Below are 11,638 nucleotides of genomic sequence, written 5' to 3' on the forward strand. Positions count from 1 at the left end.
TCTGGGGCGACAGTACAGCTTGTCTGTGCTTGTTATACAGTTTAACTATGCAGCAACTACAGACAAACTGTAGCGTCTATTTTGCATTATATGTCACGTAAGCACAGCCTGAAAATTCTCTTTTTTCATCACATAAACTTCCGGCTTTTTGGAAGCGCAAGCTTTTCCGTGTTGATTCCCTCAAGTTTAAGAAGCGCGATTTTGTTTTTGATTCCGCCGCCATAGCCAGTGAGACTTCCGTTTGAGCCGAGAACCCGGTGGCACGGAACCACAATGCAGATCGGATTCCAGCCGACAGCTCCGCCCACAGCCTGCGCGCTCATTTTCTCAAGCCCTTTTTTCGCGGCAATATTTTTTGCAATCCCACCGTAAGTCGCCGTTGCACCGAACGGAATTTTCAGCATCTCATCAACAACCAGTTTTCTGAAAGGCGTAAGATTTTCGATTCTGAATTCCGGAGTGAAGTCAGGATTCCGCCCCGAAAAATAAACGTCAAGCCAGCGGCAGGTTTCAAAAATCACGGAAGGCAAATCCGGGGAATCCGCAGAAAGTTTCTTTACCTCACCAGCTGAATTTTCTGCGTGCTTTTTCTCGTCGAACGAATATTCAAACCAAAGACCGGTCAGGAATTTTCCGTCGCTTTCGATAAAAATTTTTCCAAGCGGAGAGGCGTATTCAAAAATATATTTCATCTATTCAACCTCAGCAAATTTTTCGCGCCAGTCCTTCACGATGTCGGGATGGGAAGAAGCGTAAGAAAGGATTTTCCCACCAAGCCCGGATTTCACAAGCTCCTGAACTTCAGAGAACGGAAGCCGGTTCACCGCAGGGCAGGTCTTAGTCAGCGCGACAAAAATTTTTCCACCAGCGGATTTTCTCACAGCACGCAGCGGCCAGATTTTGCAGTCGAACGGCTTTTCCTCGGCAGAGAGAACGCAGCCTTTTTCAGAATCCAAAAACGGACAGGCGGCCTCCTCGTCAGGCTCATCGGTTTTGTAGCCGGCTGAAAGGTCAACGGTGAACGAATCTTTCCCTACAGGGCGGAAACGTGCAAGCGGAAATTTTTTCTCAAGCCGTTCCTTTGTCTCCCGGTCAAAAAGCGGAGTTTCCCAAAGGCTCTGGCGGCGGAATGAGCAGCAGAACCGGCATGACGCGCAGTCGGATTTTTTCAAGATTTTTGAAAGCATGATTATTTCTCCACCTCTCCGTAGAATTTGTCCAGAATGATGTCGGGCTTGTACGAAAGTTTCGCCTTGCGCAGTCCTTCAACACCCATGTCCTCCTCGCGGTTAAGGTAAGTAAAATTTTCAGATTCCTTCGCAAAAAGATTGTTCACCACGGAATACGCTCCGTCCGCCGCATAATCTGAAAGCGCCTTCTCAAAATGAATGTCCAGAACCTGAGACGAAACCGGACTTGCAAGCGTCATCGCAGCAGGCTTCTTGTCAACGTAAAGAACTCCGCCCCGGATGTTCAGCGCAGAATGGAATTCAACCGCCGAGGTGATGCTCTTTTTTTCAAGCAAAAGCGCATGGTCAGGATTTCCGCCGGAAGAATTTTTCTCATCCAGCCACTTTTCTTCTATATAAATGATGTCATCCGCAATGTCATTCTGGGGGAAAGTCCTGAATTCCCAGCGGTTCTCGTAAAGCCGCATGAAGCGCGCGATGTGATTTTTTTTCTTGTGGAATTTCTGCCCCGGAAGCTCCGCAAGATTTTTCGCAAGGTAAATGTAGTCGCTGTCGTTGCGGTCAGAATTCCAGCTGATTTTAATTCCCGGAAAATTTTCGGCAAGGCAGGAATCAATCTCGTTTTTCTGGTCGCGCGTGCAGAGGCAGAATCTGAGAGGCGTTTTTTCCGCGGAACATTTTTCAACAAGAAAAGAAAGCGCATTCTTCAGAGAGGAATTTTCAGAAACCGCAAGAGGAAAACCGAATCCGTTCCTGCTACCGTTTCCGTTGTAACGCCGGAACAGAAATCCGTCCTTGACCAAAAGCTCGATTCCGTATTTGTCCTGAAGAAGAAAAATGCTTGCAGGCGCACTGTCGCTTCCCAAAAGTTTTTCCGCGCGGAGGTTCTGCCCAACCCACTCAAAGTCAGAAAGATTCATGCAATAAAAATAATCATAACGGGCGAACTTTGCAACAGATTTTTGTATAGTAAAAGTTTTGAAAAAATAACACATAAAAACAGCCGTGCAAAATTATGCAAAGCTGTTTTATTGAAAGCAAAAACTCCAGACGTTACCACGAAAGCCTGTATGAAACTCCCGGCTCAACTCCATGCGCAGTCGGAATCGCGCCGATGTTCATGCTTATGTTTACGCTGCTGTTCTTGTGATAGAAAAAAGGACGAACAAATCCGTAAGCTATAGACGCGCCAATAATGTAAGTTCCAACCTTAAATCCCGTTTCAGGATCTGCAACGGCACACAAAATTCCAACCGCATCTGCCACTGTCATCAAAATTCCATCACCCCAGTGCCCATTCCTATATGAACCTAGTCCTAGCAAGATATTCTGAAATCCGATTCCAAACCTTTCTCCTGTTGTGTAGTCGTTAGCCTGAATTTTTCCGCTAGCACCGACAACTTTTTTCTTGGTTAGAAGCTCCAGCGTTTCATCGCTTACAACATTGGCTCTATATGTATCCTGAATCGTGGCAGTTGTAACATCGAACGCCTGAATATCAAGAACATAAAAAGTTCCAAGAGGTTTAAAAGTTCCCGATATTACAGTCTGCGCGCCTGTTTTTGCTCCGAGCTGCTGCATTGTTTCATCGCTAACCTCGCCTGAAAGCTGAAAGTTCATCTCTTTTTTTATGACATCAAGATTTGCTCGAGTAACAACCTGAAGCTTTCTAAGCTGAACAACATCTGTAGTCAGCTCGCCAAGCATATATTCAGAAAGCTCGCTGTAAGACGATGAAATTCCAAGAATTGCAACAGTTGTTTTGTTTTTTAGCGAAGAAGAAAATTTCTCTGCCGCCTGATTCAGCGCGTTATCAATCGTAACGCCTTTTGACTGCGAAAAAGAAACGGCAACACCAATCAAAGAAAACATGAACGCAAAAATTATTTTTCTCATTTTCATCTTAGCGAACCTCCGAAGTAATAACGCCTGCCTTATGCGCAGACAGCTGAACAGCGCGGTTTATTTCATCAAGCGAGCTTTTCTCTTCAGCAGTTTTTGCCTCGACTTTTCCCATGACAATCGCAAGCTGCTCATCAAGAACGCTGTTGTCAATTCCGAACAATGCGTAATATCGGTATTCCACAACGCCGTCCTCTTTTCTTTTTACTTGGGTCCAGAATGTTGAAAGCCTTTGGAATCCGTTGATTTTTGACTGCGAGAATGCGCCTGTAACAGCTTTTGCCATTTTTATTTTGGCGTCGCTCGAGTCTTTGTTTCCGCTGGCAGCAGTTCCGGCTTCACGTGTAACTGTCTGTTCAATTCTGTTTGTCATCTCTCCAGACGCACGGTCTGTTTCAACCCAAATTCTAAGCAAGTCCCTGTCATCCCCATAGCCTTCAACCGCAATTAAAGCCTTATCTTTTGCCTCTGGCAAAGCGCTGAGCTTTCCGTAGTTCTGGGAAGAGACACATTCAACCCAGTCTGGAACTCCTTTTCCAAATTCAGAGCCTTGCCAATCAAGAAGCTCCGTTCCACTGACTTGCGCAGCTGTTTCTGGCTTTGACGGAGCCGAAGCGCAGCCAATCACGCAGGAGCAAATCAAAGCAGCCCCGGCAATCAAAATAATTTTCTTCATTTGTCTTCCTCCTGAAAAAACTGAGATTCGGTTTTTAAAACAATGAATCAATCAGGTTTTCCTTTAAATCTTTTTCTATTTCAACGCGCGCCTTAGCGTACGCATTGCTCAAATCACGGTGGCCGTATTTTGGATATTGCCTTGAATAAGAGCCTAAAATCTCGTTGCTTCCATCCAGAGAAAAAACCTGAAGCGAGATTGCAGGACGCACAAAAACGCCGACTGCATTTTTTGACTCTGAATAATGAACGTTTCCTGAAATCAGAAAATTCGGATTTTTTATTCCGCAGACAAAGCCTTTAGACTCCAAAAGCTGCTGAACCGTATAAGACACGTTTTTTTCGGCATCATTTTTAATTTCCACGCTGAAAGTCAACTTCGGCTTTTCACGCGACATAATGCCGCCCGCCCGCTCTGAAAGAATCCCGATTGACTTTAAGCTTTCACTTCCGCTTTTCGCGTCAAGAACAGAAAGGCTCTGCACCGTATCCCGCAATTTTTCAAGCGAAATAATAGCAGAATTTGCAACAGAAAAAGCAAGATAAGGATTTTTTGAGTTTTCAGATTTTTGGATTTTCTCATTCACGCTTAAAATTCCAGCAGATAAAATTCCTTGGAATTCGTTTATCGCATCGCTTTTTTTAATGTAGGCGCAAACCGAATATTCGTTCCGCGCGGAATTGAAAAAGGAATTCGTAAAAGAAACCGCAGGAAGCTTTGTTTCAGATGCAACATTTGTTTCTGAATAAACTGAACGCTGCTTTTCAGTGTTTCCAAAAGAATTTCCGGATAAGCTTTCGCTTCCGTGCAATTTCGCAGAACGCTGAACAGAAATCTTTGCTTCAAAATACAAAGCCAGTTCAGAAAGCGCAGAATCCTTTGCCGCAGCTTCGCTATAGCCAGTTCCAACCGCTGATATATATTCAAAATCAGAAAACTGCAAGCCTTTGTTCTCATACCAAAGCGGAAAATTCTCGCAGAAAAGATTCGAAACTAAAATAAAAAAGCCCGCAAATAAAATCCTTTTTTTCATATTTTCATGATTTCCATTCTTCAGTTTTCCAAATATTCACCCATTTTTAGCTATAAGCGGTCTTAATATAACACTTAAATTCCAAATATTCAACCATATTTTATTTAAAAATGGCTTATTAAGATATTTGGATTTTTATGTCTTTGTTCAAAATAATGCTATGAAATCTTCAGACATTCAAAAAAGGCTGGCGGAAAACCTAAAAAGAATCAGAAAGCAGCAGAAGCTTACGCAATTTGAGCTTGCGGAAAAAGCTGGAATTTCCGATGAGACAATAAAAAACATCGAGCTTTGCAAAACCTGGACCAGCGAAAAAACGCTCTCGCAGATTACAGATTCATTGCAGGTTGACATTCACACGCTTTTTCTTCCAATCGCTTCAAGTTTTGACAAGCAAATTTCAGATGACAACAGGCAAATCAAAGAGAATATAATAGAAAACTTGCGGAAATTTATTGACGAAAATTTACGGAAAATGGCTGATGAATGCTAAAGCAGTTGTTTGCCAGTTTTAATTTAAAATTAAAAGTCCTCTTTAGAACTTTTTTCATTCCATTGATTTTTTTCATTTAAAATATCATTATGTTCCCACTATGTTCAAACCAGAAATTCTTAACACATTAAAAAAGTATTCAGCAAAAACATTTTTAAATGATCTTACAGCTGGAATTATCGTTGGCATTGTTGCGCTTCCATTGGCAATAGCTTTTGCAATCGCTTCAGGAGTAGAGCCGGAGCGCGGACTTTTTACAGCAATCGTAGCAGGATTTTTTATTTCGCTTTTAGGCGGAAGTCGTGTGCAGATTGGAGGACCAACAGGAGCATTTGCTGTAATTGTTTACGGTGTTGTCGCAAAGTACGGATATTCAGGACTCGCAACTGCAACTGTAATGGCGGGAATTCTTTTGATAATGCTAGGCGCATTTAAAATGGGCGGGCTTGTAAAATTTATTCCATACACAATCGTAACAGGATTCACAGCAGGAATCGCAGTAACAATCGCAACAGGACAAATCGGAGATTTTCTTGGACTTTCAATTTCAGTTTTTCCGGAAGGATTTTCAAAAATGCCAGGAAACTTCGTTGGCAAAATTGAAACTTATGCAATGAACATAACCCACATAAATTACTACTCGCTGATTATGGCTTCGGTTTGTCTTGCAGTAATTTTTACATGGCCTCGCTTCTACAAAAAAATCACAGGAAAAATTCCAGGCAGCTTGATTGTAATTATACTCGCAACAGCAGCAAGCATTCTTCTAAAAAAATACGCAGGACTTGAAACAGACACAATCGGCTCTCGGTACGGAAGGATACCTTCAACATTGCCTTCCCCTTCACTTCCGCAGTTCAGCGTGGAAACAATCACAGCTCTTTTCCCAACTTCAATTTCCATTGCAGTTCTGGCGGCAATCGAAAGTCTTTTGAGCGCAGTTGTCGCAGACGGAATGACAGGCACAAAACACGACTCAGACACAGAACTTATTGCGCAAGGAATTGCAAACATAGCATCCCCAATTTTCGGCGGAATTCCTGCAACCGGAGCAATAGCGCGCACTGCCACAAATATAAAGAACGGCGGAAAAACTCCTGTGGCAGGAATAATCCATGCAATCACGCTTCTTCTTATAATGCTGATTCTTGGAAAATATGCGGTCTACATTCCAATGGCGGCGCTTTCCGCAGTGCTGATAAATGTTTCCTGGAACATGGCAGGATTCCCGGCGGTCAAGGCTTTGCTAAAAGGTCAAAAATCCGACATCTTTGTTTTGGCGGCGACTTTCCTTATCACGGTTTTTATCGACTTAACAGTTGCAATTGAATTTGGTCTTGGATTCGCAGCGTTCTTCTTTATTAAAAAAATGATAGATGTTTCAGAAGTTCAGAACAAACGCGATTCTATTGCAGGCGGAATTTCAGGAAATTCATTTTTGGAAGAAAACATTGAAGTTCCAGAAGGCGCAGTTGTCTATGAAATTGACGGTCCGCTTTTTTTTGGAACTGTAAGAAAATTTGAATTTGCAATTGAACGCGCAGGAGCGAATGCAAAAGTTCTTGTGCTCAGAATGCGAAACATGATTTACATTGATGCCGGCGGAATCCGCGCGCTTGAACAGGCAAAGGCAGCTTGTGATAAAAACGGAATCACAATTGTAATATCAGGAATCCACACGCAGCCCTACATTCTTTTCAGCAAAATGGGAATGATTGAAAAACTCGGAAAAGAAAATATTTGCGCAGACATAAAAGAAGCATTAAGCAGAACGAAACTGCTTCTTGAAAAGTAAAAATTCCGGCTGTCCTATTTTTTTAGGGCAGCTATTTTTTTTAAAGTATATCAATTATTTTTTTTTAATTGTATACTAAGCACATGATTGAAGAAAAAGAAACTGATACAGAAATTCAAAAAGCTGGACCAAAAACCGCGCTTGTTTCCATCGTAGGCCGGCCTTCAGCAGGAAAGTCAACATTTTTAAATACAGCAAGCGGAGAAAAAGTCAGCATAGTTTCTCCGGTTCCGCAGACAACAAGAAACGCAATCCGCGGAATAATAAACACATCTCTTGGACAACTAGTTTTTATTGACACGCCAGGTCTTCATCTAAGCGAAAAAAAACTGAACCTAAAACTTTCAAACATTGCGCAAGAAAACATAAAGGAAAGCGATGCAATTCTTTACATCATGGATTCAACTCGCCCACACAACGAGGAAGAAGAAATGATTGCTTCACTTTTAATTCCGCACAAAGACAAAGTTGTAATCGCAATCAATAAAACAGAAGACTCAAAATCTAATCCGCTAAATTCCAGAAGCTTCATTCAAAAGAATTTTCCAGATTTTCCAAGTGAGCGGATTATTGAAATTAGCGCAAAAGAAGACAAAAATATAAATGAAGTTTTAAAATCTCTTTTCAATCTTGCAAAAGAAGAGCCGCATCTTTATCCAGAAGAATTTTACACGGATCAAGAAGTTGATTTTAGAATCGCAGAAATTATCCGCGGGCAGGCAATCAACAGGCTTGAACAGGAACTTCCGCACGCAATCTATGTTGAAATCAGCGACCTTAAAATGCAAACTCCGAAACTTTTAAAAGTTCTTGCCTACATTTATGTCGAGCGCGAAAGTCAAAAAGGAATCGTAATTGGAAAAGGCGCGTCAATGATAAAAACCATCAGAGTTGAATCAATTAAAGAATGCAGAAAAATTTTTCCATATAAAGTTGACATCGACCTGCGCGTAAAAGTTGATAAAAACTGGCGGCAGAAAGATAAAGTCCTAAACAAACTTATAAAGTAGTTTTTTTCATGCGGAAATTTTGTTTATTGAAGAATTGAAGCAAAAGCATTAAAATGGTTGCATTCTAAAAATTCACTTTGAGCGACTTTTTAAATTTTTATTAAGGGAAAAAATATGAAACTTACTTGCGGCATAGTCGGACTTCCAAATGTAGGAAAGTCTACAATTTTCAGCGCGCTAACAAAAGCTCCTGCAGAAGCTGCGAACTATCCATTCTGCACAATTGATCCAAACATTGGAATTGTTGATTTACCAGATGAAAGACTGGACTTCATGGCGAGCGTTTTTCAGCCAAAGAAAAAAATTCCTGCGACAGTTGATTTTGTTGATATTGCAGGCCTGATAAAAGGAGCTTCAAGCGGCGAAGGTCTTGGAAATAAATTTCTTGCAAACATCCGTGAAACAGCAGTCATTGCCCATGTTGTCCGCTGCTTTGACAACCCAGACATTCAGCACGTCCGCGATGACGCAAGAACAGAAGCTCCTGTAGACCCTGAAAGCGACATCCTTACAATTGACTTTGAACTTGCTCAGGCTGATCTGGACACAATTGCAAAGCGCGCAGAAAAAATTACAAAGCAAATCCGTGCGCTAGGAAAAGACGAGGAAAAACGTCTTGCTCCATATTTCAGCGCAGTCGAAAAAATCAAGCCTCTTCTTACAGATGGAAAATGTGCCCGCATGGCAGATTTGACTGATGAAGAAAAAAATGCAGTTTACGATCTTCACTTGCTCACAATAAAGCCGCAAGTTTTTATCTGCAATATAGACGAAGATACAATTCCAGCAGGAACAAACAAATATGTTGAAACCGTCCAGAAAATTGCAAAGGAACAAAAATCAGAAGCAATTGTTATCTGCGGAAAATTTGAAGCTGATCTTGCAGAAATCGATGACGAAAACGACCGCAAGGAATTCATGGAAAGTGCAGGATTAAAAGAATCTGTACTTTCAGTTCTTGCAAAGCATGTTTATCATCTTATGGGACTTAGAACATTTTTTACAGGCGGTTCTGATGAATGCCGCGCCTGGACAATTCACGAAGGAGACAAAGCCCCACAAGCAGCCGGCGTAATTCACACAGATTTTGAAAAGGGATTTATAAAAGCTGAAGCTTACACTGTTGATGACTTGAGGCAATATGGTTCAGAAGCAAAAATAAAAGAAGCTGGAAAATATCGTCAAGAAGGAAAAGATTACGTTGTTCAAGATGGCGATGTTCTTTTCTTTAAATTCAATGTATAAACAAATCTTGCACTGCTACAAAAACAGCAGTGCATTTTTTTTCAGCAAATTAAAAATCACTTTCACAGTTAAATTCCATGACTTTTCCAGTAGAAGGATGAGTGAATTTTATATAGCAAGAATGAAGCATAAGACGCTCATTTGGCTCGCAATGCCCATACAAGGTATCTCCAATTATCGGAAGTCCAAAACCGTGAAAGTCGGCACTTGCAAGACGAAGCTGATGAGTTCTCCCAGTATATGGAATAAACAAAACGCGGGTAACATTTTTTTTATTTCCCAAAGGACTTAAATATTTTTCCACATCAAGAATTTTCCATTCAGTAATAGCTTTTTTTCCATATACAGAATCCCAAATTTGATGCGGACGATTTTCAATATCAAGTCTAAAATAAAGTTCCATACTTCCACTTTGCGAAATTCCTTTTTTTGCAAGAATTCCATCAAGCAGGGCAACATATTTTTTTTGGACAAGCCCTTCTTCAAATTGCCGGCATAAATTTCTATGAGCATCTTTTGTAAAAGCAAGAATCATAAGCCCAGAAGTTTCCATATCTAGTCTATGCACAGAAGGCTGCTCAATACATTCAGGAAAAAGTTTCCTTACACGGTTTACAATGCAATCTTGCTTTTCAGGTCCGCGCCCGGGAACACTTAAAAGCCCGCTTTGCTTGTTCACAACAATTATGTCTTTATCACGGTATAAAATTTTCAAGCCAAGAATTTCAGGAAGAACTAAGCCACATCGTTCATCGCAAGGAGAATATTTGCAGCCTGAAATTTTGTTTTCAGTTGATTTTCCATAAAAAACTTCGCACATACTAAGCGGAGTTAAATTATTTTTAAATGCAAAATTCAAAAGTTTTGGAGCACAGCAATCTCCAGTTCCTGTAGGCGGAAGACGGTTTTTGCAAATTTGCTTTAGCGAACGATTTTTTCCATCAAAGCAATAAAAACTGTAAAGCTCATAAACTTTTTCCAAAGACTCAGATGTAAGCACAGAACGGCGCAACTGGATTTTTTTTAAATCATCTTTTTTGCAAATCTTTAATTCGTCTGTAAGCAGATGAATTTCTTTATCATTTTTTTGAAGAGCTGACATAATTTTTTTGTTAGAAACAATCGGTTCAATAAAAATCGCATCGCAGAATTTTCCTTCTATTTTCCTTGAAATTCCAGAAACAGTAAAAAGAATTTTATTTTCCTGCGCAGAATTTTTTGCAACAAGAACTCCAATCATAATCCCATTCGCAAAACGTTCTGCGCTTATTTTTTCCGTCGTATAAACAAGAGAAAGTTTCTTTTCTTCCAAAAGCGAAATTATTTCTTTGCAATATTTAAATGCCAGCTCTTCATCAAAAGGAGGAAACATTTTTTAATTATACAGAAAAAATCTGTTTAACTAAATATGGAATCGCCTTTTCAAATTTTACGCCGTACCAATGATCCTTGTCATCAAGAGTCGCCTTTATAGACTCAACAACATAATTTGCAGCAATTTTTGCAGAACCAAGCAAATCTTTTCCATTGCAAAGCGCGCCTGTAAAAGCTGAAGCAAAGACATCGCCAGTTCCATGCATCTGAACAGGAAGCCTTTCTGTAAAATAATATTCAACTGAATTTCCATTACAAACCGCAACTCCAAGTTTTTCCTTTTCAAAACTTACACCAGTAAGCACAATTTTTTTTGCGCCAAGTTTTATAAGTCCGCCACAAATATTTTCAATATAGTCTTTGCTGTAATTTTCACTTTTATATTCGATTCCTAGAAGAAACGAAGCTTCTGTAATATTCGGAAGAACAACATCAGCACCATTGCAAAGTTCAGACATTTTTTTGGGAAAGTCGGGAGCAAAGCCAGCGTACATTTTTCCATTATCAGCCATAACAGGATCAACAACGACAAGCGCATCATTGCGGGAAGTTTCCTTTATGATTTTTTTTATAATAGGGATTTGGGCTTCTGAAACATATCCTGTATAAAACGCGCTGAAAGTAATATTTTCTTTTTTCCACTGATTTAAAATATTTTCCATATCGCCGGTCAAATCATTGAATGTCCAGGATTTAAATGCAGTATGATTCGAAAGAACTGAACTGGGAAGTACGGCAGTTTCAATTCCGCAAGCTGAAATAACAGGAAGCGCAACCGTAAGAGAGCACTGTCCAACGCACGAAATATCTTGAATTGTAAGCAGACGTTTGTCCATAAAACACCTCAGTTTATAAAATTTGAATTTTACAATATACAAAAACTGACATTATTAATATAATCATATTGATACAATTTTTAT

The 11,638-nt window shown here is 40.3% G+C and carries 12 protein-coding genes; 4 read left to right on the forward strand and 8 right to left on the reverse strand.

The window, feature by feature from the left end; translation table 11 throughout:
* Positions 1-128: 128 nt before the first annotated feature.
* The 6 genes from B3209_RS06385 to B3209_RS06410 all read right to left on the reverse strand — a co-directional run bounded on the left by B3209_RS06385 (position 129) and on the right by B3209_RS06410 (position 4,801).
* Positions 129-692, reverse strand: coding sequence for a methylated-DNA--[protein]-cysteine S-methyltransferase (locus tag B3209_RS06385; protein WP_296664977.1), 564 nt, complete (start codon positions 690-692; stop codon positions 129-131).
* Complete coding sequence (locus B3209_RS06390) at positions 693-1,187, reverse strand: hypothetical protein (RefSeq protein ID WP_296664979.1); 495 nt, start codon at positions 1,185-1,187, stop codon at positions 693-695.
* Positions 1,188-1,189: 2 nt separating this feature from the next.
* A complete protein-coding gene (locus B3209_RS06395) occupies positions 1,190-2,110 on the reverse strand; it encodes a DUF2156 domain-containing protein (RefSeq protein WP_296664982.1) in 921 nt (306 codons plus the stop codon).
* Between the two features lie 133 nt (positions 2,111-2,243).
* Positions 2,244-3,092, reverse strand: a complete 849-nt coding sequence (locus B3209_RS06400) for a CsgG/HfaB family protein (RefSeq protein WP_296664984.1) — start codon at positions 3,090-3,092, stop codon at positions 2,244-2,246.
* Position 3,093: 1 nt separating this feature from the next.
* The gene (locus B3209_RS06405) at positions 3,094-3,768 is read right to left on the reverse strand and encodes a hypothetical protein (RefSeq protein ID WP_296664986.1); all 675 of its coding nucleotides are present in this window, start codon (positions 3,766-3,768) and stop codon (positions 3,094-3,096) included.
* A gap of 34 nt (positions 3,769-3,802) precedes the next feature.
* Positions 3,803-4,801: a hypothetical protein gene (locus B3209_RS06410; protein ID WP_296664988.1), complete on the reverse strand. Its 999-nt coding sequence runs from the start codon at positions 4,799-4,801 to the stop codon at positions 3,803-3,805.
* Between the two features lie 160 nt (positions 4,802-4,961).
* Between B3209_RS06410 and B3209_RS06415 the strand changes: the two genes are divergently transcribed.
* The 4 genes from B3209_RS06415 to ychF all read left to right on the forward strand — a co-directional run bounded on the left by B3209_RS06415 (position 4,962) and on the right by ychF (position 9,344).
* A complete protein-coding gene (locus tag B3209_RS06415; RefSeq protein ID WP_295795362.1) occupies positions 4,962-5,294 on the forward strand; it encodes a helix-turn-helix domain-containing protein in 333 nt (110 codons plus the stop codon).
* 100 nt (positions 5,295-5,394) lie between these two features.
* On the forward strand, positions 5,395-7,089 hold the full coding sequence (locus B3209_RS06420; protein ID WP_296664990.1) for a SulP family inorganic anion transporter: 1,695 nt from the start codon (positions 5,395-5,397) through the stop codon (positions 7,087-7,089).
* A gap of 83 nt (positions 7,090-7,172) precedes the next feature.
* On the forward strand, positions 7,173-8,099 hold the full coding sequence (gene era / locus B3209_RS06425; RefSeq protein ID WP_295795358.1) for a GTPase Era: 927 nt from the start codon (positions 7,173-7,175) through the stop codon (positions 8,097-8,099).
* Between the two features lie 114 nt (positions 8,100-8,213).
* Positions 8,214-9,344: a redox-regulated ATPase YchF gene (gene ychF, locus B3209_RS06430; RefSeq protein WP_296664992.1), complete on the forward strand. Its 1,131-nt coding sequence runs from the start codon at positions 8,214-8,216 to the stop codon at positions 9,342-9,344.
* Positions 9,345-9,393: 49 nt separating this feature from the next.
* Here ychF and B3209_RS06435 read toward each other — a convergent pair whose 3' ends face one another.
* A complete protein-coding gene (locus tag B3209_RS06435; protein WP_296664994.1) occupies positions 9,394-10,716 on the reverse strand; it encodes an RluA family pseudouridine synthase in 1,323 nt (440 codons plus the stop codon).
* A gap of 7 nt (positions 10,717-10,723) precedes the next feature.
* A complete protein-coding gene (locus tag B3209_RS06440; protein WP_296664997.1) occupies positions 10,724-11,554 on the reverse strand; it encodes a pyridoxamine kinase in 831 nt (276 codons plus the stop codon).
* Positions 11,555-11,638: the final 84 nt, after the last annotated feature.

Origin of the sequence: Treponema sp. UBA6852 (assembly GCA_002449305.1) — a bacterium.
Classification (GTDB): Bacteria; Spirochaetota; Spirochaetia; order Treponematales; family Treponemataceae; genus Treponema_D.

Excerpts from the sequence above, each read along its gene's own strand:
- B3209_RS06410 (WP_296664988.1), bottom strand. The coding sequence starts at position 4,801 with ATGAAAAAAAGGATTTTATTTGCGGGCTTTTTTATTTTAGTTTCGAAT.
- ychF (WP_296664992.1), top strand. The coding sequence starts at position 8,214 with ATGAAACTTACTTGCGGCATAGTCGGACTTCCAAATGTAGGAAAGTCT.
- B3209_RS06395 (WP_296664982.1), bottom strand. The coding sequence starts at position 2,110 with ATGAATCTTTCTGACTTTGAGTGGGTTGGGCAGAACCTCCGCGCGGAA.
- B3209_RS06420 (WP_296664990.1), top strand. The coding sequence starts at position 5,395 with ATGTTCAAACCAGAAATTCTTAACACATTAAAAAAGTATTCAGCAAAA.
- B3209_RS06415 (WP_295795362.1), top strand. The coding sequence starts at position 4,962 with ATGAAATCTTCAGACATTCAAAAAAGGCTGGCGGAAAACCTAAAAAGA.
- B3209_RS06435 (WP_296664994.1), bottom strand. The coding sequence starts at position 10,716 with ATGTTTCCTCCTTTTGATGAAGAGCTGGCATTTAAATATTGCAAAGAA.
- B3209_RS06405 (WP_296664986.1), bottom strand. The coding sequence starts at position 3,768 with ATGAAGAAAATTATTTTGATTGCCGGGGCTGCTTTGATTTGCTCCTGC.
- B3209_RS06440 (WP_296664997.1), bottom strand. The coding sequence starts at position 11,554 with ATGGACAAACGTCTGCTTACAATTCAAGATATTTCGTGCGTTGGACAG.
- era (WP_295795358.1), top strand. The coding sequence starts at position 7,173 with ATGATTGAAGAAAAAGAAACTGATACAGAAATTCAAAAAGCTGGACCA.
- B3209_RS06400 (WP_296664984.1), bottom strand. The coding sequence starts at position 3,092 with ATGAAAATGAGAAAAATAATTTTTGCGTTCATGTTTTCTTTGATTGGT.
- B3209_RS06390 (WP_296664979.1), bottom strand. The coding sequence starts at position 1,187 with ATGCTTTCAAAAATCTTGAAAAAATCCGACTGCGCGTCATGCCGGTTC.
- B3209_RS06385 (WP_296664977.1), bottom strand. The coding sequence starts at position 692 with ATGAAATATATTTTTGAATACGCCTCTCCGCTTGGAAAAATTTTTATC.